At 68.8% G+C, this 23620-nt stretch carries 18 protein-coding genes; 8 read left to right on the forward strand and 10 right to left on the reverse strand.

What is annotated here, in order from left to right; genetic code table 11:
• Window positions 1–390 precede the first annotated feature (390 nt).
• From KEG57_RS34190 to KEG57_RS34205, 4 genes are all read right to left on the reverse strand, one after another.
• Window positions 391–819, reverse strand: a complete 429-nt coding sequence (locus KEG57_RS34190; RefSeq protein WP_272421785.1) for an ExbD/TolR family protein — start codon at window positions 817–819, stop codon at window positions 391–393.
• A gap of 41 nt (window positions 820–860) precedes the next feature.
• Complete coding sequence (locus KEG57_RS34195) at window positions 861–1274, reverse strand: ExbD/TolR family protein (RefSeq protein WP_272421784.1); 414 nt, start codon at window positions 1272–1274, stop codon at window positions 861–863.
• A 90-nt stretch (window positions 1275–1364) separates the two neighbouring features.
• Window positions 1365–2078, reverse strand: a complete 714-nt coding sequence (locus tag KEG57_RS34200) for a MotA/TolQ/ExbB proton channel family protein (RefSeq protein ID WP_272421783.1) — start codon at window positions 2076–2078, stop codon at window positions 1365–1367.
• 93 nt (window positions 2079–2171) lie between these two features.
• Complete coding sequence (locus tag KEG57_RS34205; RefSeq protein ID WP_272421781.1) at window positions 2172–2939, reverse strand: energy transducer TonB; 768 nt, start codon at window positions 2937–2939, stop codon at window positions 2172–2174.
• Window positions 2940–3423: 484 nt separating this feature from the next.
• On the opposite strand from KEG57_RS34205, the gene KEG57_RS34210 reads away from it, so the two are divergent.
• Window positions 3424–6699, forward strand: a complete 3276-nt coding sequence (locus tag KEG57_RS34210; RefSeq protein ID WP_272459209.1) for a TonB-dependent receptor — start codon at window positions 3424–3426, stop codon at window positions 6697–6699.
• 26 nt (window positions 6700–6725) lie between these two features.
• Window positions 6726–7613 (forward strand): hypothetical protein, encoded by an 888-nt coding sequence (locus KEG57_RS34215; RefSeq protein WP_272421778.1) that lies wholly within the window; start codon window positions 6726–6728, stop codon window positions 7611–7613.
• A 114-nt stretch (window positions 7614–7727) separates the two neighbouring features.
• Here KEG57_RS34215 and KEG57_RS34220 read toward each other — a convergent pair whose 3' ends face one another.
• Window positions 7728–9200 carry a thioredoxin family protein gene (locus KEG57_RS34220; protein WP_272421776.1) on the reverse strand — a complete coding sequence of 491 codons (1473 nt, stop codon included), beginning with the start codon at window positions 9198–9200 and terminating at the stop codon, window positions 7728–7730.
• Between the two features lie 86 nt (window positions 9201–9286).
• On the opposite strand from KEG57_RS34220, the gene KEG57_RS34225 reads away from it, so the two are divergent.
• Together KEG57_RS34225 and KEG57_RS34230 are read left to right on the forward strand one after the other, a co-directional pair.
• Entirely contained in the window at window positions 9287–9976 is a 690-nt protein-coding gene (locus tag KEG57_RS34225; protein ID WP_272421774.1) for a DUF8685 domain-containing protein, read from the forward strand.
• A 19-nt stretch (window positions 9977–9995) separates the two neighbouring features.
• Window positions 9996–10397, forward strand: coding sequence for a hypothetical protein (locus KEG57_RS34230; protein ID WP_272421773.1), 402 nt, complete (start codon window positions 9996–9998; stop codon window positions 10395–10397).
• Here the strand turns inward: KEG57_RS34230 and KEG57_RS34235 are convergent.
• The 3 genes from KEG57_RS34235 to KEG57_RS34245 all read right to left on the reverse strand — a co-directional run bounded on the left by KEG57_RS34235 (window position 10387) and on the right by KEG57_RS34245 (window position 13353).
• Window positions 10387–11634: a hypothetical protein gene (locus KEG57_RS34235; RefSeq protein ID WP_272421772.1), complete on the reverse strand. Its 1248-nt coding sequence runs from the start codon at window positions 11632–11634 to the stop codon at window positions 10387–10389. The genes KEG57_RS34230 and KEG57_RS34235 overlap by 11 nt on opposite strands.
• Window positions 11635–11704: 70 nt before the next feature.
• Window positions 11705–12802 (reverse strand): matrixin family metalloprotease, encoded by a 1098-nt coding sequence (locus KEG57_RS34240; protein ID WP_272421771.1) that lies wholly within the window; start codon window positions 12800–12802, stop codon window positions 11705–11707.
• 2 nt (window positions 12803–12804) lie between these two features.
• The gene (locus KEG57_RS34245) at window positions 12805–13353 is read right to left on the reverse strand and encodes a hypothetical protein (protein ID WP_272421769.1); all 549 of its coding nucleotides are present in this window, start codon (window positions 13351–13353) and stop codon (window positions 12805–12807) included.
• Window positions 13354–13589: 236 nt separating this feature from the next.
• On the opposite strand from KEG57_RS34245, the gene KEG57_RS34250 reads away from it, so the two are divergent.
• Together KEG57_RS34250 and KEG57_RS34255 are read left to right on the forward strand one after the other, a co-directional pair.
• The gene (locus KEG57_RS34250; RefSeq protein WP_272421767.1) at window positions 13590–14360 is read left to right on the forward strand and encodes a hypothetical protein; all 771 of its coding nucleotides are present in this window, start codon (window positions 13590–13592) and stop codon (window positions 14358–14360) included.
• 215 nt (window positions 14361–14575) lie between these two features.
• Complete coding sequence (locus tag KEG57_RS34255) at window positions 14576–15433, forward strand: hypothetical protein (RefSeq protein ID WP_272421766.1); 858 nt, start codon at window positions 14576–14578, stop codon at window positions 15431–15433.
• An 18-nt stretch (window positions 15434–15451) separates the two neighbouring features.
• Here KEG57_RS34255 and KEG57_RS34260 read toward each other — a convergent pair whose 3' ends face one another.
• Together KEG57_RS34260 and uvrA are read right to left on the reverse strand one after the other, a co-directional pair.
• Entirely contained in the window at window positions 15452–17113 is a 1662-nt protein-coding gene (locus KEG57_RS34260; RefSeq protein WP_272421765.1) for a hypothetical protein, read from the reverse strand.
• A gap of 3 nt (window positions 17114–17116) precedes the next feature.
• Window positions 17117–22501, reverse strand: coding sequence for an excinuclease ABC subunit UvrA (gene uvrA, locus KEG57_RS34265; protein ID WP_272421764.1), 5385 nt, complete (start codon window positions 22499–22501; stop codon window positions 17117–17119).
• Window positions 22502–22714: 213 nt separating this feature from the next.
• Here uvrA and smpB point away from each other — a divergent pair, with 213 nt between their 5' ends.
• Window positions 22715–23191: an SsrA-binding protein SmpB gene (smpB, locus tag KEG57_RS34270; protein ID WP_272421763.1), complete on the forward strand. Its 477-nt coding sequence runs from the start codon at window positions 22715–22717 to the stop codon at window positions 23189–23191.
• Between the two features lie 2 nt (window positions 23192–23193).
• Window positions 23194–23481 carry a hypothetical protein gene (locus KEG57_RS34275; protein WP_272421762.1) on the forward strand — a complete coding sequence of 96 codons (288 nt, stop codon included), beginning with the start codon at window positions 23194–23196 and terminating at the stop codon, window positions 23479–23481.
• Window positions 23482–23620: the final 139 nt, after the last annotated feature.

A 23620-nucleotide genomic window follows, 5' to 3' on the forward strand; every position in this document is an offset into this window, starting at 1 on the left:
TGCGCATCGCGCAGTTCTTCCAACACGAGTCCAGGGCTTGCCCTGGTTCGGGTCGAGGGGCGAACAGCCCCCGCGGGGTCCGGGGCAGCGCCCCGGCGCGACGCCTCGCGATGGGGGGGAGAGCCCGTGACGATCGCGCCAACCACGTGTGACAGACGTGTGTCAATCCTTTTCTTCGCGCGATCATTGAGCGTTTTCGTCCGGAATGAAATATGCTGGTCACGAGAAAGACCGGTATACCGTAAATATCCTGTAATGAGCGGTTTGGCGGGGATGGGCGCTGCAATGACCACCCGTTGAAATGTGGATTCGTGCAGTGGGGACTGAAAAAGAAAAAGCCCCGACGTGCACGGGCACGCCGGGGCTCTTCGCGAACTGCACGAAGACGCTTTACTTCTTCTCTTCCTCTTCGGGGGGCGTCGTCATCATGCCGAGCACCTTCGCGCCGGCTTGCTTGGCCCCGTCGAGCGCGGTGATCAGACGCGCGTAGTTCGCTTTGTCGTCGGCGATGAAGAAGACGATCTTGTCGTCCTCTTTGCGCCGCTCGAGCTTCACCTTCAGCTTGTCGACGTATTCCTCGTTCGTGACCTTGTCGAAGTTGATCCGGAAATCACCCTCGGTCCCGATACGAACCACGAGCTGATCGGGCGGCACTTCCGTGACCGTTTCGACCTTCTCGGTCTCGGGCACGCGTACGTCGAGGTTCTTCTCGAGCAGCGGCGTGACGACCATGAAGATGATCAACATCACGAGCACGACGTCGATGAGGGGCGTGACGTTGATGTCCGAGTTCGGCGGATTGGCGGGTTTGATCGCCACCCTTCTCGTCTTTCTGCTCATCTCGTTCGGCTCCGCTGGCTCTACTTCTGCTCTTCAACGCCGAGGGCCACGCTCTTCGCGCCTGCCTTCCGCGACATCTCCATGACCTCACGCACGTCGCCCACGGTCAGCGAGTCGTCGCCCTTGAGCAGGATCTTCCTCCCCGGCTTCTCGTCGAGGACCACCTTCAGCGCAGGTGAAAAGCCCTCTTTGTCGTACTCGCTGCTCTCGATGAAGATGTGTTTGTCCTTCGTGACCGAGAGGATGATCGGATCGCTTTCCTTGTTTTCCTCGTCGATCGACTTGGACTGGGGCAGCTTCACGTCCTTGCCACGCTGGAGCATGGGCGTGATGACCATGAAGATGATCAGAAGAACGAGCACGACGTCGACGAGCGGCGTGACGTTGATGTCGTTCTTTACGCTGCCCTTCTTCGGGCCGACTGCCATTCCCATGAGAACACCTACTCCCTCTCAGGGGTCGCCCTCGCCGGAGCTGCGCGCGCGCCCCGAGAGGCGCGCCCGCTTCCGCGAGGGCGGGCTTTTCTAGGCCGCGGCCTCGCTCTCCTCGCCCTCTTCCTCTTCCTCCTCGCGCGGCCCCTCGGCGAGGCGACGCGCCACGAGATCGAGGAACTCGTTCGAGGACTCGGAGATGTCGACTGCACGCGCGTCGACCCAGCCGGCGAGGAAGTTGAAGGCCATGACGGCCGGAATCGCGACGAGGAGGCCGAAGGCCGTCGTGATGAGCGCTTCGGCGATACCGGCGGAGACCGTCCCGAGACCACCGGAGCCGCTCGCGGCCATCTTCTCGAAGGCCGTGACGATACCCATGACGGTACCGAGAAGACCGACGAACGGCGCCGTCGAGCCGACCGTCGCCAGCCAGCCGTGGCCACGCTTCAGGACCGCGAGCTCGCGGGCCTGCTGACGCTCGAGGGCGCGCGCGACGGACTCGAAGCAGAGGTCCTTGTCACCGTGAACCGAGCCCTTGTAGGCCACGAGGCCCGAGCGGATCGTGCGACCGAGGTATCCGATGTCCTTGCCGAACTTCGCGTCGGCCGCGCTGTCGAGATCGCCGCTCGCCAGGAGGGAGGCCATCTTCGCAGCGAACACCTTCGAGTCGGACATCGACTTGAAAGACATCACGAGCCTCTCGCCCAGAACGAGGAGGGACGTGAGGCTCATGACGCCCATCACGATCACGACCAGGCGGGCAAAAAGCCCCATTTCACGCCAAAGTCCACTCAGTGAAAAATCCATGGTTTCGGTCGCGCCTCCCTCGCGCGTTCTCTTGGTGACTCGAGTGTTCGGTGCTCTGGAGATGGCCCGCACGGCCGTGCGGGCCCCGTGTTTTCAGCGGGTGGGCATCACCAGGCGAATCGTAAAGGTGTAGTTGACCCTCTGCGCTTTGCCGTTGAACATGACCGGCGTATAGCGCTGCGCGGCGAGCGTCCGGAGGACGGCATCGTTCATGTGGGGCAACCCCTTGATGACGGAGCACCCCTCCACGCTGCCCGACTCGGTGATCACGCAGCGCGCGATCATGACGCCCTCCACGCGCGCGGCCAGGGCCTCGGACGTGTGGCGGATCTCGGGGCCCGAGACCTTCGACGGACGCGTCATACCCGCGCCGAACGGGATCGTCACGTTCTGCGGAGGCGGAGGAGGCGGCGGCGGATTGCCGAGCACGCCACCGACCACACCACCGACCACGCCGCCGGGAACGCCGCCCGGTACGCCGCCGGGAACGCCGCCTTCCTCGCCCTCGCCTTCCGGTTCTTCGGCTTCGGGCTCGGGCGCCTTCTCAGGCGGCTTCTCCTCCGGTTTGGGCTCCTCTTTGGTCTCGACGATCGTGTCCGGCTTTTTCACCGGCTTTGGTTTCTCGATCGGCTTGACTTTTTTTCCACCCGCGGGGGGCGGAGGAGGCGGAGGAGGCGGAGGTGGTGGCGGGGCTGCCGCCATGAACGTCACCTCCGGGAGATCCACCTTCTTCTCCACAGGTCTCGTCGTGATGTACAGGACGAGCGCAAAGATGAGGGCGTGAACCACCACCGACAGCACGGCGCCCGTGCCGAGGCGGCTCTTCGGAATGTTGTCGCGGCCTAGAACCGAGTCGAACATGAGCCTTGAGCCCTAGTAGTCGAAATCGTCTGCCGGCGCGAGCCAAAGAAGACAACACCCCGCACAAATTGCGGTTGGGAGGGAAACGAATTCTAGAGAGCTCCCCCAGCCCGGGTCCAGGCATGGGTCGTTACCGCGTCCTTCCCACTTCCGGACGCCCCTCGAACGGGGTGGGTTCGTAAAAGAGTGACCAACCGAGTGACCAGCCGAGTGACGAGCGCGCGGGTGCGTCACGCCCGACGGGTATGTCGGCGGCGCGCGACGGGCCGCGTCAGGGTGCGTCCCGGAACGTCGACGCGGAGGGTTCGCCGGGGGGGGTGTGTCCGGGCGTCCCTCAGAAAGAGTTACGCGGAGCCCGCAGAAAGTGTTGTTGACGGTCACGGAACATGAGTATAGTCGGCCGCCTTTTCGACACTTGGCCCACTTCTGGAGGGATGGAGGGCTCGTGATACTCAGAGACAGACTAGGCCTATTGGCCGCGATTGTGCCGTCAGTCGTCATGGTCGCCGGCTCGGCGTATGCAGCCGACGGCGTGATCACCGGCCAGGTGCGTAACGCGGCCACGAAAGCACCCGTTGCGGACGTCGTCATCACGGTGACGTCCCCCGCGCTGCAGGGTGAGCAGATCGTCGTGACGGATGCGGGCGGTAACTTCCGCATTCCGCAGCTGGCCCCCGGTGAGGGCTATACCGTCCGCGCAGACAAGGAGCAGTACAAGCCCTTCTCGCGCGGCGGTATCAAGCTCACCAGCGGCTCGACGATCCGCGTCAACCTGGAGCTTCTGCCGGAGAACATCCAGGCGGGCGAAGAGATCGTCGTCGTCGGCAAGCCGCCGGTCATCGACGTCGGCTCCTCGCGCGTCGCAGTGACCATCGACAGCGAGTTCACGCGTCGCGTGGCCGTGAACCCGCCCGCATCCAAGGGCGGCGCGACGCGCTCGTTCGAGAGCCTCGCGGCGGTCGCTCCCGGCGCCAACGCCGACGCGTACGGCGTGTCCGTGAACGGCACGTCGTCGCCCGAGAACGGCTTCGTCATCGACGGCGTCTCCGCGAACGACCCGGCGTTCGGCATCCTCGCGGTGCCGCTCTCGGCCGAGTTCGTGAAGGAGGTCAACGTCATCACGGCCGGCTACCTGCCGGAGTACGGCCGCAGCGTCGGCGGCGTCATGGACGTCGTCACGAAGAGCGGTTCGAACGAGTTCCATGGCTCCGTCTTCGGGGCGATCACGCCCGGCGCGTTCGAGGGACAGCGTACGCTGATCCCGCGCGCGGGACAGACGATCAACACGAATCGGACGCTCGGCTCGGTCCGCGACTTCGGCTTCGAGATCGGCGGCCCGATCGTGAAGGACAAGCTCTGGTTCTTCGCGGGCTTCAGCGTGGCGCTGCAGCGCTACCGCCTCGAGCGCGTCCTGAGCCGCCTCAATCACACGTACGCCGACACCCTCATGCCGAACCCGGACTACGATCCGGACGATCCGAACAGTGAGGAGTTCATCCCGGGGCAGGACGGCGTCAACGACGTGGCGACCCCGGTCACCGACGACGCGACCGGCTACCAGACGGCGACCCCGCTCCGGGGCATCGCGCCGCAGATCTACTACGCCGATCAGCAGGTGATGCAGTACATCGGCAAGCTGACCTGGAACATCAACCAGGACCACAACATCAGCGTCACGGTGTTCGGCGCTCCCTCGACCTCCGGCGGCAACGGCACGTACGGCTTCGACGCGCAGGACGGCGACGTCGGCGTCACGAACCTGATCGGCACGTACAACTCGCTCGGGCAAACGACCGACGTCTTCAACAACAGCGTCGTGATCAAGAGCTCGTCGGCGTTCGCGAACAAGAAGTTCCTGATCGATGCGACCCTCGGCTGGGTCTACAACAGCGTCGCGATTGGCGCGGCGGACGGCTCGAACGTCAACGACCTCAACGACCCCACGAAGCTCGCCTACATGCCGGGCATGACGTGGCGTCGTACGTCGAACCCCGGCCTCCACCCGATCACCGACTTCGAGACGCTCCCGGATGCGGCCGTTCAGGACTGCAACACGGGCGGCGCTCAGTTCGCGGCGGTGAACTGCCCGGTGGCGACGTACCGCACCGGCGGCCCCGGCCAGATCAACATCGCCACGAGCAACCGCTACCAGGGCCGCGTGATCGCGACGGCGCTGCTCAGCGCGCTCGGGCAGCACGTCATCAAGGCCGGCGTGGACTTCGAGGTCCTGAGCTACACGAACACGAAGGCCTTCGGCGGCGGCGTGTTCTTCCGCGAGAGCACGAACGGCAACAACGTGGCGGACTTCCGCCGCTACGGCTTCCTCCAGGGGCCCGACGATGTCGTCAACCTCGACGTCTTCGAGGCGAACTCGACCTCGACGACGGTCGGCGGCTTCATCCAGGATTCGTGGAACATCCTCGACCGCGTCACCGTGAACCTCGGCGTTCGTTACGACGCGCAGATCGTGACGGGCAACGACGGCAACGTCGGCATCGCGCTGCCGAACCAGTGGTCGCCGCGCATCGGCGCGATCTGGGATCCGACCCGCGAGGGCCGGGCCAAGATCACGGCGAACTTCGCCCGGTTCTACCAGGCGATCACGCTGAACATGGTCGATCGTTCGTTCCCGGGTGAGCTCGGCCTCCAGAAGAGCCGCTCGCTCAACTACCCGGACGGCAACCCGCCCAAGAACGGCGTCTGCAACCCGCTCGACCCGCTCCAGGCGCGCGGACCCGAGTGCAACAGCGTCGACAACCTGCTCACGCTCACCGGACCCACGCCGTACGATCCGAACCTCAAGTACGTCATCACCGGCTCGGATCGCGTCCCGGTCGATCCGGATCTCAAGCCGCAGTCGTCGGATCAGATCGTCATCGGCGGCGAGTACGAGATCATCACGGACTCGCGCATCGGCGGTGCCTACACGCGCCAGTGGCTGAACTACGCCATCGAGGACATGAGCCGCGACGAGGCGACGACGTACTTCATCGGAAACCCGGGGTACGGCATCGCGAAGGACTTCCCCAAGGCCATCCGCGACTACGACTCCTTCATGGTGTACTTCCAGAAGGCCTTCTCGAACCAGTGGCTCGCGCAGGTCAACTACACCGTCTCGTGGAACCGCGGTAACCTCGCGGGTCTGTTCCGGCCGGAGACGGGCCAGCTCGATCCGAACATCAACTCGGACTTCGACCTGGTCTCGATCCTCGCGAACCGGACCGGCGATCTGCCCGGCGACCGTCGCCACGTGATCAAGGTGTTCGGCGCCAAGGAGTTCCAGCTCCCGGCGAACGTCACGATCAACGTCGGCCTCGGCTACCTCGGCCGCAGCGGCACGCCGCTGAACGTCCTCGGCTCGCACGTCCAGTACGGCGACTCCGAGGTGTTCATCCTGCCCCGCGGCGCCGGCGGTCGTACGCCGTGGCTCCACAGCATCGACACGAACGTCACCTTCGGCTACCGGTTCTCGAAGGACAGCACGCTCACGGTCGGCGTGGACGTCTTCAACCTGTTCAACTTCCAGCAGGCCACGGGCTTCGACCAGCGGTACACCCTGGCGGACGTCCTGCCCGTCGAGAACGGGAGCGAGGCGAACCTCTTCGGCAAGAAGGGCGAGGCGCCGACGGATACGAGCAAGAAGCTGCTCTACTCCGACGGCACGGAGTTCGATGCCAAGGACGTCAATCCCAACTGGAAGAACCCGACCGGTTATCAGACGCCGCGGCAGATCCGCATCAACGCGCGCGTGACCTTCTGATGGTTGGACGGGAAAGGAAGCTCACCATGAAGCACCGAATCCACAATGTCCTGGTCGGCGCGATGGGGCTCGCCAGCGCGGCGTTCTTCGCGTTCTCCGGGGCGTCCTGCTCGCAACCCACCATCCAGTGCATCGCCAGCCATTTCGCGTTCTTCGCCAAGTACGAGCTCGTCAGCGGTGACGAGGCGTGCCTCGGGCTGAAGGGCGAGGAAATCGGCATGTCCACGTACCTCGCGCCGAACGCCGACAAGACGCTCGCGAACTACGACGACCGCAGCATCGCGATCCAGTCGACCACCCTCGGTGAGATCGCGCGTGCGCGCGAAGGCGCGGGCTACGACCTCGGCAAGGACAAGGCGTACGCGTTCGGCAAGTACACGACCGCCCCGGATGCGAACAACATCTGCTACGCGGGCGGCGCGAACGGCACGGCGGCGCTCGCGTCTGCGGACATGAACGTCGAGGAGTTCGACACGGGCGAGGTGGATGAGATGGGCAACCCCGTCATCCTCCCGGCCATGCACCTCCAGCAGGAGTGGCGGAACGTCAAGGTGTACGTGACCGCAGGCGTGCCCGGCACGCAGGCTGTCGGCGAGATGGTGTTCCGCGATGTGATGGCGGGCTGCGAAGCCACGTACAAGTTCATCGGGCTCTCGCCGTCGGTGTACTGCGGCAAAGACGTTCACACCGACGACGACAACAACCCGGAAACGCCGTCCGATAACGACGACGCCGACCCGGCCAAGAAGGATACGCCGATGGTGGTCCCCGAACCGCTCTACTGCGATCCGAAAGCGCATCCCGATCTCGGCATCGAGGTCGGCTCCGGCATCAACCCGGACTTCCCGGTGGCCTGCGATCCGGAGACGCTCCACTGCACCCTCACCGGCGATCCGCTCACCGGTAGGCCGTAACCCTCCCTCTCGTTCCCTCCAGAAACGACACGAGCCTCCCGCCCGCGCGACCCGCGGCGGGAGGCCTCGTTTCGTCTTCCATACGCCGGGAAAACGCCTGCGCCCGTGGGCGCTTTACCGCTTGGGCGCCGCGCTCCCTTTGCCGAGCGCTTCCTCGAGACGATGCCGCGCGTCTGCGAGCGCTGCTTCATTGCGTTGCCCCGGGCCGAGCGCCTCGTGCCCCGCGACCTCCTCACGCAGCGTGGCGATCTGCCCCTGCTTGTCGCCCATCTTCGCCTGCAGGTCCGCGCGTTGCTTGAGGTACGCGAGCCGCCGCGGCCCGTACGAGAGCGCCACAGCGCGGCCATTCGCCGCGAGCGCGGCGTCGAAGCGCCCCATCTTCGCGAGCACGCTCGAAAGGCGCGCCGGCGGATCGTACGACTTCGGCATCTCGCGCTCGCGTTGCTCGAGCATGCGCACGGCTTCCTCGCCGCGGCCGAGCGCCACGTACGAGATCGCCCGGCCGTAATCGTACGTCGCCGCGATCTCCGGCGTCTTCGCCTCGGCCGCGGCCTTCTCCATGAGCACGAGCCGTTTTTCGTGCGCCGCGCGCGCGCCCTCCGCGTCGCCGAGCTCGCTCTTCACGCCCGCCAGGATCGCGAGGGCGTCGGCGCGATCGTCGACCGTGGACTCGGGCGGCGGCGAGGCGACGAGTGCTTCGAGCCTCGCCATGGCCTTGCGACGCGCCTGTTCTTGCGTGGGGCTCTTCGCGAGCCGGCTCGCGCAGCTCAAGAGCACGGACGCGAAATCGGCGGGGGCCGCGGCGCCACGAATCTCGTCGACGTGCGCCGTGCCGAATCGCGCGCATCCGTCGACGTCGCCGCTGCCGGCGAGCGCGGAGAGCTTTCCGGCGAGCGCGTCGTCCCGGCGCGGCCAGCGTGCGTCGACCTTCGCGAGCAGCTCGTCGTAGAGCGCGAGCGCTTTGCGATGATCGCCGGCCGCGCGCGCGGCGCTCGCCTGCGAAAGCGTGTAGAGCGGATCCGAGGGCGGCGCCGAGGCATCCATCACGCGCACCGCGTCCTCGACGAAGCTGCGCATCTCGCGCGCCGAGGCCGCGCCCGGCCAGTAAGCCACGACGTCGCCCTTCGCGGGATCGATCACGAAGAACGTCGGCCAGAAGGTCATCTTGTATCGCTCGAGGAATGCGGCGCTCGAGGGGCGATCGGTGTCGATCGCCGCGAACACCACGCGATCGGCGAGCGGGCGGAGCGCCGGATCGACGAGCACGTAGTTCTTCATGCTGAGGCACGTGTGGCACCACGGCGCCCAGGCATCGACGAAGAGCGCCTTCTTCTCGGCGCGCGCGCGTGCCATCGCGCCGTCGAGGTCGTCCTCGATGAACACGAGCGGCGCCGCGGCCGCGTCCTTTCCGGCGGCCGCGCCGTCCGGCTTCGTGGGCTCGCCCGATTTCGTACCGTTCGTCCCGGCCGCGCCGTTCGTGCGGACGGCCTCGTCCGTGGGCGCGTCGGGGCCGGGCGGCGGGGCTGTACCGCATCCGGCGGCGAGGGCGAAGAGGAGCGCGGGAATCCAGGTGCGAGGGCGGGCCATGCGGCCGAGTGTAGTGCCGAGCGGGCGCGTTCGCCCGAACGAGAGCGTGCTCGCCCCGGCGACGGATTGCGTTATGGTGAGCCCTCATGAGCGAGCTCGAGGGGCGCTGCGGAAGCTGTGCGGCGTTCATGCGTCCGCGCGAGGATTCGCGCCTCGGGCGCGTGGGGGACTGTGCGCTCGAGGTGTATCCCTCGCCGATCCGACAGACGTCGACGTGCTCGCGCTACCGGCCGAAGGGCGCCGCGGCGCCGCCGCCTCCACCGCGCGCGGCGGGCGAGCCTCGGAGGGCGCGCTCCTCGGCCATCGAGCCACGGCGCCGTGACACGGACGTCACGCGGCCGTCATCGTCCGAGACCACCGAGGGCGCGCGGGCCGCGAATGCCGGCACCTCGTTGCCCAGGGAGATCGACATCGACATGGATATCGACGAGTTCAGGCGGGTCTTGCGCGAGGTGCTCTCGGAGGAGCTCGGCCTCGGCGGTACGGAGATGGGGGCGCGCTGGCAAGGCGGGGAGATCGTCCTCAAGCCGGGCAAGGCGGGCACCGCGGAGAAGCGCATCCCGCTCGACACGTTCTTTCACAAGGTCGTGATGGTCCGGGACAAACTCCGCCTGCTCGAGGCGAAGCTCAACGCGCACGATGGGCTCCCCGCCGCGGACAAGGTGCAGCTCCAGGCGTACATCACGGCCTGTTATGGCTCGCTCACGACGTTCAACGTCCTCTTCGCGGATCGCGAGGATTGGTTCGTCGGCGCGGGCAAGGACGGCGGCGACTGACGAGCATCGAGAGGGACCGATGAAACGCTTTGCTTCTTCGTTCTCGTGTGTGTTTTTCCTCCTCGCGGGCGCGTGTGCGAGCGAGGTGGACTCCCCGGATCTGGAGCCGACGGGCTACGCGACGGGAGGTCCTTCGACGAGCGGCTCGCTCGAAGCGCCCGTGCTCGAGGACGTGATCCCGATGTCGAAGGTTTTGCGCGTGCGCTGGAGCTTGGTTTCGCCCTGCGAAGAGGTCGAAGCCGAGCGGCGCACCGACGCCGAGACGTTCGCGCCGGCCTTCACCGCGGAGGGCACGGATACCGATCACGTCGACGAGGGCGCGAACGAGGATCAGGCCTACACGTATCGGCTGCGATGCGTGCGCGGCGAGAAAGCGTCGGATTGGTCGAACACGCTGTCCGCGAATCCGTTCATCGAGTGACTTCTTTCAACGCGGCGGCGGCCGGGGCCTCTCCGGCTGCGCGCTCACGCGCGCGTTTGCGGGCGGAGGCGCGGGTCCCCGGGTGCGCCATGTCGCCGAGCGCGCGGCGCAGGGCCGCGGCCCAGAACGAGGCGAGCGCCGCGTCGTCCGTGAGGAAGACGTCCATCGGCCCGTGATCGCTGTCGATCTCCACGGCCACGAGGTCGTCGCGCCGGGGCGTCGAGACGCCGCGGACCTCTTCCATCGCGATCGCCGCGCCGAGCCGCCCTTCCGGCAGGAGATCCACCGCGCCCGTGCGGCTCACCCACGGGGCGATGACGAACCGATCGCGGCCGGCCCAGAAGAGCGGCGCGGACAGGGCGCGGTAGCGGGCGCCGAAGCGCGCGACGCTCACGAAGGCGTAGCCGCTGAGCGTCACGAGCGCGGCGGCCGCGGTGAAGCCGATCGTGAGGTTGCGATCGCCCGCTCGGAAGGCGCGCGCGGCCTGGAGCCACAGGGCGAGCGAGACGGCAAGCAGGATCGTGCCGAGGACGGTGTCACGGCGGGCGTTCGTCCGGGGCCCCCGGCTGTCGTGATCCCGCAGGACGAGGCGTTCGCCCTCGGGGCGCAGGGCGAACCGCGCGAGCTTGCCGGCCGGTAAAACGGGCCCCTCGGGCTGGGGCTCCGGCTCGGCGGGCGGAGGGAGCGCGCCCTCGGCGGCTTCGAGCGGCGCGGCGAAGGCGCGGGCGAGCGGGGTCGCCGCGCGGACGACACGGGCGCGGGCGCGGTCCCCGTCGAGATCGACCACGGCCGCGACGAGCAGGCGACGCGGCGTAGCTTCGGCGTCCGTGCGTTCGAGCTCGACCCAGGCCGCGGCGAGGGTGCGGCGGTTCGTGCACGCGGGCGCGTCGCAGCAGGGACGTTCCTCGGCGGTCACGACCAACCGGGCCACGCGGCCGGCGGTGGGGCGCTCCCCTTCGGCGAGGCGGAGTGGGGCGATGCGGACGTCGGCGCCGCCGAGGGTGCCGCGGATCCAGACGGGTGCTTCGGGCTCGGGCCCGTGGCGGCTCGACGCGCTGCCGAGGGGCGGCGCGGCGCGGAGCAGGAAGGGGGCCGAGGGCGGAAGGCGGTCGAGGGCGGCGGCGACCGCGCCGGGGACCGCGACGGCGTCGAGGGCGGGCTCGGACGTCTCCGCGCCGAGAGCGGACAGCGCGCGGGCTACGTCCGCATCGAGATCCGTTCGAGGGTGGAGCGGCATGACCGGCGAGCCATGCCAGGGATCGGGAGAGGCGTAAAGTGTTGGAATTGGTGGCGTTCGGGGAGGCCGCTCAGCGCCGCCTTCGCCGGCGGGCGATCGCGGCGAGGCCGAGGCCGAGGGCGGCGAGGGCGCCGAGCTTGCCGCGCTGGCCCTCGACGGAGCAGCCGCAGCCGCCGGACTCCTCGATCTTGGGCCCCTCGGGCTCCTCGCCCCAACCGCTGCCGCCTGCGCCGGAGTCGCCGGGGCATTCGATGGGACACGATTTCGAGCAGAGGTTGCAGATGCAGCCTGCGTACGCCTCGTAGGCCTTCACGCCGTCCGGAAATTGCATCTTGCAGGCGTCGAGGCAGGCCTTGTAGTCGGCGGGGGTCTTGGCGATGGGACAGGACGCTTCGCAGTTGTAGATGCCGACGCACTGGCCATTGCATCCCATGGCGAGCCCGTTGCATTCGGTCTTCGCGGCGTTCGTGGTGCAGGCATTGCAGCTCGGGATGCCCGAGCCGGGGGGATAGAGGGCGCAGACGCCGTCGATGTCGTCCTGCTCGATCGAGGCAATGGCATTGCCGCCGTCATAGAACGGCTCCATCGTCGAGCCCGCGACGTCCGTATGCCCGAGCCCGAGGAAATGGCCCTCCTCGTGCGTGGCAATGGAGAGCGTATCGACGGGGCTGCCGCCGACGCAATTGCCGCCCGGATTCGTGATGGAGTCGTACCAGCAGAACCCGACGTTGTTGAAGACGATGTCCGCGTCGGAGATGATCATGTTGTCGCCGTCGGGCGACCATACCGGCAGCGTGACGCCGATGACCGAATCCACCGGACCGAGCTCGAGCGGCCAGGGATCCGGTTTGTTGATCCAGAGCAGCACGTTCTTGTTGTCGTTCGAATTCCAGGTGCCGTCCGGGAGATCGCCGAGCAGCTGCGTCGAGAAATCGGTGCACTCGGGAGTCGCCCAGGCGCCGAACCCATCGACGAGCCGCTGCTGCGCGGTGTCGGCGATCTCGGGCGGGAACGTGGATGCATTGACGTAGAATTTGACCGGGAGGATGCCCCAGACCGGATAGGGCGGGCCTTCGAGGCCGGTCCAGGCGCGCGCCTCGGTCGGCGCGGAGAGAATGCCGGCCGCGCATGCGGCGACGAGGGCGGCTTTTCGGAGGAACGATTTCATTCTCACTTTCCTCCAGCGAGGCGGACCACGTCCGTCATGAGAGATTCGACCGGCTCGGGCCGCTCCACGTGCCCCGAGGGCTCGAGCTTCTTGCCCACGTAGCGGACGAGCTCGACACCGTCGAGCTCGCGGTGCGCCATTCCTTTGGCGTCCACGTGGTACGCGGAGAGCGCGAGCGCCGTGAAATACATGGTTCCTTTCTCGTCGCGACGCAGGAATACCACTGCATCTTCCCCCGCCTTGAGCGCCGCGTCACCGAGGACCTTCTGCGTCTTGCCCCGGTGTGTCCCGCCGAACTGCTGGACGACGACACGTCCCTCGACTTTGCCCTTGAGGAGCTGCACCACGTCGAGCTCGGTGCGGGTCACGAGGCCCCGTCCGTCTTCGGATTCGGCCGTGACCGCCTTCCCCACGCGCACGCGGACCACGAGGTCCGAACGGTTTACGAGCTCCTCGCGTGAAAGGAAGAGCATGGTCGTCGCGTCCGCCACGGCGCTGACGCCGAGCAGGACGATGGCCGCGAGCACGGCCAAATACTTTCTGAAGCTCATGAAGTGCCTCCTCGATCCGGGCCGCTTTGGCCTTTCGATCCACCATGCCAAGCGTCGCTCGGCGTGTAAAGCAACCCCCTCGTGGAGCCCGTCCACGTCCAGCGACGATCCAATTTTGATTGCAGGCTGGAAGTCCGCGCGCCCGCCGCGTCTCCGTCATGACGAAATTGGGTGGCTGTTTCGCGCCCCTCAGGCTACCTCCGGCGTGTACCTTTCGGGTATCTGAGGAGTCATCGATGAAACGAGCTTCGTTGCGATCGTTCGGCCTCGCCTCGCTCTTCGTCTTGGGCACCGCGATGGCCGCTTGTGGGACGGACACCACGGGACTGTTTGCCTCCGGCGGGCAAGCGACCGGCGCCTCGGGCGGCGCCGGCGGCGCAGGACAGGGCGGCGCAGGCAACGGCGGCGCAGGACAGGGCGGCGTGGGGAACGGCGGTTCTGGTCAGGGCGGCGCAGGCAACGGCGGCTCGGGTCAAGGCGGCGCAGGCAACGGCGGCTCGGGTCAAGGCGGCGCAGGCAACGCCTCGTCGTCGAGCAGCAGCGTGCAGAGCTCGTCGTCGGGGCCGATGCCTCCGGCCGTCATGGTCGCGTGTGGCGACGTGTCCTGTGCCGTCCAAGGCCAGAGCGCCTGCTGCTGGGACGAATACGACTTCAACGATCCGCCCCAGGGCGAGTGCGTGAGCGGGCCGGACGACAACGACAACTGCTCCACGGACTTCGGCGGCAACGGCCAACCGGGCTTCGAGTCGCGCATCGAATGCCAGCTCCCCGAGCACTGCCCCGCCGGCACCGTCTGCTGCGGCGACCTCATGCAGACGCAAAACGGCAACTGGTATCCGCTCCTCCGCTGCGCCGCCACCTGTACGTACCCCGAGCAGCGCGTCGTCTGCGACCCGCAGGCGCCCGACACGGACTGCCCCGTGGTCCAGACCGGGCAGGGCCAGGTGCAGACGACCTGCCAGCCGAGCACCATCCTCCCGGACGGCTACAGCATCTGCCGCCCCTGAACTTGCCTAGTAGGTAAATATCGCACATCCCGCGACGTGCGTTCGAGGCACGAGGGCCGGGGTGGTTCGAGGGGGGGGCCCCGCGAACGCGTGTTCACGGGACAAACCCGCGGCCCTCGCGCCGTGCGACGAACGGGGATATCCTAGGACCCGGAGGCACCCGCTGGACCAGGAGCCATGCGGCCGCCTCCTCTCGAGGAACCCAGGAACGAGCCATGCAGAGTGGAAAGAGTCTGCGCTTGATGCCCGACCCGGCAGGCATCTCCGGCGATCCCGCGGCGGTGATCCCTCTGCTGGAGGAAATCGAAGCGCTGCCCGAGAGCGCCACCGGCGCGCTCGTCTTCGGCCCCCCGACGCAAGGCACGGTGCTGGTCGAGAACGGTCGAATCTGCTGGGCCGCTGCGTCCGGCATGGAGCGCAGGCTCGCAGAGCTGCTCCGGGCCTACGCCGACGAACCCCCGGAGTCGAAGCGGATCGAGGACGTCTACAAGCGCTGCAAGCGTGATCAGATCCCCGTCGTCAAGGCGCTCGTCGACAGCGGTCTCGTGTCGCTCGACGGGCTCAAAGAGGTGATCCGGCAGCACACGTCGGAGGCGCTGATCGCCCTCACGCGCGAGCCGCTCCGGGAAGCGCCGAACTGGGCGCCGCACAAGCACCAAGGCTACGACGCGAAGTTCACGTTCGATCCGTGCGAGCTCATCGTGAGCGTGGGCGGCGTGTTCCACCCGGATCTCGCGGGGCGCGCGCGTCTGGATTTCGACGGTCTCCTCCGGTCGGGCGTGTACGCGGTGTCGTTCGCACGCGCGCCGCAGGCGAACACGCCGGTGCCGATCTATCGATCGCCGGGCGCGTACTTCACGCTGCGCCAGGTGATGTCGCTCGGACGGTGGGCGTTCTCCGCGCTCGACGTGTGCAACGCCTACAGCGCGCGCGCGAGGATCGCAGCGACGCTCGTCGAGCCGGGCGAGTACCTCGTGGCCTGGCAGTCGCGCGGCGTGGTGAGCGTGGCGCAGTGCGAGGACTCGATGAGCTTCGCGTTCATCGTGGGCAAACGCGCGCGCGCAAGTTCCTGACGCGCAACTTCTCGACGCTCAAGGCGAGGCTTCGAGCTGGGGTTCGGGGCGTAGGGCGCCGTCAGGCGACCCGGAGCCCCGAGCGTCAACTTCGAGATCGAGCTCGGACGGGACGGGCCGCGGCGGCAGCGGCACCGACACGCGCACGCCGTCGTGCACCGGGACGACGACTGGCAAGGGTGCGCGCTGGGACGGCGCGTCGCGATCGGCGATGGTGCGCGCAGCGACGACGCGCTGCGGCGATAACGAGTCGTTGAAGAGACAAACCTCGAGGGACTCGGACGCGGGCGTGATGTCGCACGCGATGACGGGACGCGCGGCGCGCGTGATGCGCGCGAGGACGGTCTCCTCGTCGGGGCTCGGCGGGCCGAGCGAGGCGAGCACCTCGAGCGCGCGCGGATCACGGTGGTACGCGAGCATCTTCGCGGCGTGGATACGCACGACACGCTGGCGCGCGTGCGAGAGCTCGAAGAAGGCGTCGGGAGAGGCAGGCTCGCGTCCGGCTTCGAGGAGGCCGAGGCGCGGCGGATCGATACGCATCTCGGTGCCCGGTGCCTTGAGGTGCCACTTGATCGCGCGGCCCGGATAGAGCGGCTTTCCCCAGTAGAGACCACGATCGGTAGCGCCGACGCGGCGGTTCTGATCGTCGCGGCGCGCGAACGTGACGAGGACGCTCACGTCGGGCAGCCGCGTGCTGCCGTTGTTCACGACCGAAAGATCGAAGTTGTAACCACGTCGCTCCGAGGGGACCACGCGGCCGGAGCCATCCTCAGGTCGTGACGCGAGCAGGACTTCGAGCACGGGGAGCCCGTCGTTCCAGAGGGGTGAAGCGGCATGCGCGCACACGCAACGAGGGAGGCGTGGTTCGCCGGCAGATGCCTCCGCGGGGGAAGGCGCGGGAAACGCAGAGGCGAGGTGCGCGACGAGGAGCGGCACGTTCGGCGCGACGGTCGCGGGATCGGGGGGTTTGCCGTAACGCTGGAAGAACGAGATGCCGAGCACGGAGAGCGCGGCCACGAGCGCGACGAGGAGCGGCGCGCGCGCCCACGCAGGGAGGGATGCCTCGGGGATGGGCGGCGCGGGCGGTGGAGCAAAGGGCGCGGTCGCGACGGGGACGAAGCCGAGGCGCTGGCAAAGCGCGAGCTCGAACGTCTCCGCGAGGCGATCGGAACCAGGGCCGCCCCAGGTCGCGAATCGAAGGAGCTCACGCAGGAGGAAAAAGCTTCCCGCCGCGACGACGAGCCCGACCGCGAGCCGACCGAGGAGGCCCGTCACGAGCGAAGCGGGCGAAGCAAGCGCAGCGATGAGGCCGAGCGGCGCGGGCAGGAGCGCGACGGAGAGCGCGGCGCGCCTCCGTGCCTCGTACGCGCGCGCGAGGGCCTCGCGTGGGTCGTACGTGAAGCGCGCGAGCGTGAAGCGCGTGTAGGGCGCGGCGATCGAGGGATCGAGCGCGAGGCAGAGCGCGCGGCCGCGCCGAACGAGGCCACGCACGGCCGTGTACGGCACGCGCATGTCCACGGACTCCGCGACACTGCCCGGCACGAAGCCACTTCGAAAGCCGGCCGCGCGCACGAGCTCGATCTCGAGGACGTCAGGCAGGAGCGTCAAGCGGACGGCGCCCACCGCGTTCGCACCTTCGGCCGCGAGGGCGAGGGCTCCAACGGTGAACGTGCCCGCCATGCGTCATGCCTCCGCCGCGAGGGCCATGTCCGCCGCGGGTCGCTCGAAGAGCGCACGGAGGACACGTCCCGTCGCGGTCGCGCGCCGCGCCACGGCCTCGGGAGATCCCTCGGCCACGACACGACCGCCGCCTTTGCCGCCCTCGGGTCCGAGCTCGATCACGTGATCGGCGGCCGCGATCACGGCGGGGTGATGCTCGATGATCAGGAGCGAGTGGCCACGCTGCACGAGGCGATCGAGGACGTTCACGAGGCGCGCCACGTCGGAGAGATGCAGGCCCGTCGTGGGTTCGTCGAGCACGTAGAGCGTGGGCTTGGCGCGCGAGCCGCTGCAGAGCTCGTCGGCCAGCTTGAGGCGCTGCGCCTCGCCGCCCGAGAGCGTGTGCGAACCCTGGCCGAGCCGGAGATAACCCACGCCGAGATCACACATCGTGGCGAGCGGCTCGCGGATCTTCGGGTGCGCCGCGAAGAGCTCGGCCGCCTCCTCGGCCGTACGGAGCAGGACATCGCCGATCGACATGCCGAGGTAACGTACGTCGAGCGTGGCCGGCTCGAAACGTGTTCCGCCGCAAGCCTCGCAGGTCGTGACGACGTCGGGCAAGAACGACATCTCGTGCGAGATGACCCCCTGCCCTTCGCACACCTCGCAGCGACCGCCCTTCGCCGTGTTGAACGAGAAGCGCGCGGGGTCGTAGCCGCGCATCTTCGCGTCGGGCGTCGCGGCGAAGAGCTTGCGGACCTCGTCCCAGACGCCGAGGAAGGTGGCCGGGATCGAGCGCGGCGTGCGCCCGATGGGGGATTGATCCACGGCGACGGCGCGCGCGAGCGAGGGCGGCAAATGAAGCGCGTCGTGCGGGCCGGGATCGGGTCCCGCGAGGCCGAGGGCGTGCCGCACGGCGGGGTAGAGTACGTGACGGACGAGCGTGCTCTTCCCGGAGCCGGAGACGCCGGCGACGACGGTCATGCGCCCGAGCGGAACACGCAGCGCGTCGACGCGGAGGTTGTGGGCGCGCGCGCCTTCGATCTCCAGGAACTCGTCAGCAGGGCCGAGCCGCGTGCGCGCCGAGGCGAGCGCGCGCTCGCCGGAGAGGGCCTTCGCGGTGGGCGAGTTTGCCGTGCGAAGCACCTCGGAGGGCGTCCCCTGGGCGACGATGCGACCGCCGCCGCGCCCGCCGGTGGGGCCGAGATCGATGAGGTAATCCGCGGCGCGGATGGTGTCCGCGTCGTGCTCGACCATGAGCACGGTGCTGCCCATGCCGGCGAGCTTGCGGAGGTTGTCGAGCAGCCGATGCGTGTCGCGCGGATGCAGGCCGATCGTGGGCTCGTCGAGCACGTAGAGCGCGCCCGTGAGGCCACTGCCGAGCTGCGCGGCGAGACGGAGCCGTTGCATCTCGCCTCCCGAGAGCGTGGCCGCGCGGCGATCGAGCGCGAGGTAGCCGAGGCCGACCTCCTCGACGAACGCGAGCCGCCGCGCAAGCTCACGGTGCGGCGCCTCGGCGACGAGCGCGCGGTCGCCTTCGAAGCGGAGCGCCTTCGCCCAGCGCACGGCCTCGGACACCGAGCGCGCGGTCGCCTCGTGGTACCGATCGCCGGCGAGGCGCACCGAGCGCGGGACGGGCGCGAGGCGCGAGCCGCCGCACGTGGTGCACGGCTCGTTCGATGCGTCGGTGAGATCGGCGCCTTCGCTCCCGCCGAGCACGCCCGTCCCCTCGCAGGCCTCGCAGCGACCTTGCTTGGTGTTGAACGAGAACCAGCGCGGATCGAGCTCGGGCACGCCCGCGCCGCAACGAGGGCAGGTGCGCGTGGTGGAGAGGAGTTCTTCCTGCCCACGCGAATTGACGAGCTTGAGCGAGCCCTTGCCGAACGTGAGCGCGCGGTCGAACGTGGCGCGATCGAGGGCGTCGAGCTTGCCCTCGTGGATCACGAGATCGATCGAGTGCTCGCGCCGTTTGTCGAGGCGCGGCGGATCGTCGGTGCTCGCCCGCGTGCCGTCGACGATCGCCTCCGTGATGCCCGCGCGCGCCGCGGCCGTGAACACGTCGAGGTACGTGCCCTTGCGCGCGACGACCGCGGGCGCGAGCAGCGTGCGCGCGCCCCGCGTGGCGAGCAGCGCGCGGTACACCTCGTCGGGCGCGCGCGCGGTGATGGGGACGTCGCACGTCGGGCAGTGCGGATCGCCCACCTTGGCGAAGAGGAGCCGCAAATAGTGGGCGATCTCGGTGACGGTCGCGACCGTCGAGTTCGACCCCGATCGTGTCGTGCGCTGCTCGAGCGCGATCGCAGGCGGCACGCCCGTGACGCGATCGACGTCGGGGCGCGGCATCGAGGGGAGGAACTGGCGCGCGTACGGCGTGAGCGTCTCCAGGAAGCGCCGTTGTCCTTCGGCGAAGACGACGTCGAACGCGAGCGTGCTCTTGCCCGAGCCGCTCGGCCCCGTGACGACGACGATCTGACCGTGCGGGATCGACGTGCAGACCTCCGCGAGGTTGTGCTCGCGCGCGTGCACGATCTCGATCGCCGACGGCGCGGGCGGATAGGCCGACTTTCCTCGGCGCGACGCGTCTCCGTTCGCCTTCTCCTTCCGCCGCGATGACGACGGCGGCGACGAAGGTTTCGCGAGATGCGCCGCGAGCGCGCGTCCCGTGCGCGTGCTCGTGCGCGCGACCTCCTCGGGTGTCCCCTCGGCGACGATCTGCCCGCCGTCGCTCCCCGCACCCGGGCCGAGATCCACGACCCAGTCGGAGGCCGCGATCACATCGAGATCGTGATCGACGACGATGACGCTCCCGCCGCCGCGCACGAGGTCGCGCATGGCCTGGTTGAGCAGCAGCACCTCTTCCGCGTGCAGACCCGCGCTCGGCTCGTCGAGCAGGAAGAGCGAGCCCGCCGTCCGTTCGCCGAGGGCGCGCGCGAGCTTGAGCCGCTGCGCCTCGCCGCCGGAGAGCGTCGAGAGCGGCTGACCCAGCGCGAGGTAACCGAGACCAAGACGCGCGAGCGGCCCGAGCGCGCGCACGATCGCCGGCTCACGCGCGAAGACCTCGAGCGCCTCGTCGATCGACAGCGCGAGCACGTCGGCCACGGAGCGGCCGTCCACCTTGACCGCGAGCACCTCGTCACGGAATCGTTTTCCTTGACAAACCGGGCAGGTCAACGAGACGTCGGCGAGGAACTGCATCTCGATCGTCTCGGCGCCCTCGCCCGCGCACGACTCGCATCGTCCGAGCGCGACGTTGAACGAGAAGTGCCCCGCCGTGAGCTTTCGCGCGGCCGCCTCGGGCTCCGCGGCGAACTTCTGGCGGATGCGGTTCCACGCGCCCGTGTACGTCGCGGGGTTGCCGCGCGAGGTGCGTCCGAGCGGGGCTTGATCGACGAGCGTGACGACCTTGATCCCGCTCGTGCCTTCGATCTTCTTGTGCGGTCCCGCGGGCTCGATGTCCTTGTAGCCGCGGGCCCGCGCGAGGGCGCGGTAGAGCACGTCCTCCACGAGCGTGCTCTTGCCGGATCCGCTCGCGCCCGTCACGCACACGACCTGCCCGAGCGGCAAGCGCGTGCTCACGTCCTTCAAGTTGTTCGCGCGCGCCCCCACGATGGAGATCGATCCACGCGCCGCAGGCCGCTCCTCCGCCGATGCAACGCTCGCCGCGCCTCGCGCGAGCGCGCGCCCCGTCGGCAGATCGGTCCTTCGCGCGAGCTCCGCCGGCGCGCCGTCGAACACCACGCGACCGCCCTGCTTGCCCGCGCCGGGTCCGAGCTCGACCACACGATCCGAGGCCCGGATCACGAGCGGCTCGTGCTCGATCACCACCACGACGTTCCCGCGCGCCGCGAGCTCGCGCATCGCCTCGATGAGCGGCGGGATGTCGCTCGCGTGCAGCCCTACCGTCGGCTCGTCGAGCACGAACAGCGCGCCCGTGAGCGACGTCCCGAGCGCGCCCGTCAACGTCACGCGTTGCGCCTCACCGCCCGAGAGCGTCCGCGCTTGCCGATCGAGCGTCAGGTACCCGAGCCCCACGCGCTCCAGGTACGAGAGCCGCTGCGCGAGCTCCTTCCGCGCGATCTCCCCCTGCCCCGTCGTCGCCTTCAAGCGCTCGAGCAGAGCCCGCGCCTCGCGCAGCTCGAGCCCGTGCCAGCTCGCGAGATCGAGCCCGCCCACGCGGTAGAGCAAGGACTCCGGCGACAGGCGCTTGCCGTCGCAGGTCGCGCACGGATCGTAGGAGCGGTACCGCGCGAGCAGCACGCGGATGTGCATCTTGTACGTGCGCGTCTCCAGCCACTTGAACCACGCGCGCACGCCGGGGTACCTGTCACCGCGGAAGCTGCCCTCGCCGTCGAGCACCTGCGCGCGCTGCGCCTCGGTGAGCTCCTTCCACGGCGCGTCGAGCGGGATGCCCTTCTTCTCGCAGAACTTCTTGAGGACCTTCCGCTCCCACGACGTGCTCGACCCCGTCCACGGCCGGATCGCCCCGCCTTCGAGGGTCTTCTCCTCGTCGGGGATCACCTTGCCCCAGTCCACGCCGATCGTCCGGCCAAACCCGCGACACCCCGGGCACGCGCCGATGGGAGACTGGTACGAGAACAGGCCCGGCCGTGCGGCGTCGAAGCTCCGCGCGCACGACGGGCAGGCGAGCCCACGCGGCACGAGCACGCGCCGTCCCGCGCCGTTCGCGCCCGAGCCGCCGACGTAGAGCGCCACGCCTCCCTCGGCCCGCTGCCACGCCTCCTCGATCGCCGATCCGAGGCGCCGCGCATCCCGCGCGCCGATCTTCACGCGGTCGACGATCACCTCGACCCCGCCGCCCGCGCCGAGCGCGTCGCTCGGCCCGACCTCGTCGATGTCCCGCACCTCGCCGCGCACGAGCAGACGCCGGTAGCCCGCTTCGAGCAGCGTCTCGCGCACGTCGAGCAGCTCCTCGGTGCCGGCGACGGGCACACGGTACGTCACGAGCGCGGTCGATCCCTCGTGGCTCTCCACGGCCTTCGACGCGGCCGTCACCGCATCGACGCGGACCGCCGGAACCTGGCACGTGGGGCACACGGGCGTGGCCTCGCGGGCGAACACGGCCGACAGGTACGGCTCGAGGTCGGCCATCGTGGCGACCGTCGAACGCGAGCTCTTCACGGGCGCGCGTCGATCGACGGCCACGCCCGCGGCGACCGGATCGAGCTCGTCGATCGGCGGCCGTTCGAGCCGCTCCAGGAACTGCCGCGCGTACGGGCTGAAGCTCTCCACGAAGCGGCGTTGCCCTTCCGAGTAGAGCGTATCGAGCGCGAGGGAGGATTTTCCCGCGCCGGAGACGCCCGTGAAGCAAACGAGCTGCCCGGGCACGAGCTCGAGGTCGATGCCCTGGAGGTTGTGGGTGCGCGCGCCGCGGATGCGGATGGGTTGCATGGCTTCGCTCTCTGCGGTGAGGGGTGATGCGGGAAAGACTCGGACAGAGGCGCGGGCGTACTAGCACGGCGCGCGGGTTTGTCGCGGAACGGACGCTCGTCCGCCTATGGACGCAGGACGCACGGCGCGCTAGCCCTACACGAGCGTCTGCCGGGAGAGCGGCTCTTCGGGCGGCGTTTGGCCGTAGCGACAGCGATCAAAGGTGTCAACCACGTGAGCGGGAAAGAAGCGAGCGACGAGAAGCTCATCGTGCGAAACCGGAGGGCCGGCTTCGAGTACGAGCTCGGCGAGCGCTTCGAAGCCGGGATCGTGCTCGTCGGCAGCGAGGTCAAGATGCTGCGCGACGGAAAGGCCGACCTCTCCGACGCGTGGTGCGCCATCACGAACGACGAGGCGTTCCTGCACGGCATGCTGATCCCCGAGATGCCGGGCGCCGCGTTCGGGCACGTCGCGAAGCGGTCGCGCAAGCTCCTCCTGCACGGCACGGAGATCGATCAGATCCGCAAGGCCGTGGAGCGCGAGGGCATGACGGTCGCGGCCACGCGGCTCTATTTCAAGAAGGGACGCGCGAAGGTCGAGCTCGCGCTGGCGAAGGGCAAAAAGCAGGCGGACAAACGCGAGACGGTCAAGCAACGCGAGGCCGAGCGGGAAGCCCGCGCCGCGATGGGCCGGGGCCGCCGGGCGGAGTGAACATGCCGCATCTGACGCTCGTGAAGGGTGGCTCGGCCGATCTCGTGGCCCTCGACGGCGATCGGGTGAGCCTTCGATCCACCGAGGCCTTTGCGCCGGGAGCGCCGCTCGCTGGCAACCTCGCGACGAGCTCGCTCGTGCGCGTGAAGGTGCACCGCTGCCGAAGGCAGGACGACGCCTTCCTGGTCGAAGGCCGCCTCGTCGACGCGACGCGGCGCCTTCGCGAAGAGCTCTCCGCCCTGCTCCCTCCCCCTGCAGGCGGGGGCTCGGGCGACGCAGGCTCGCCGTAAACGTCGCCCCACAATCCCGGGCCAACGCCGTCGCCCTGCGTGCCGGATCGAGGTTTTTCGTGTCCACCCGGGGTCTGTATTCCAGACCCATGAACAAATGTAAAGCGATTCCTCGATCGCGCGACATTTCCAGGGGTTC

This window comes from Polyangium jinanense (assembly GCF_028435365.1).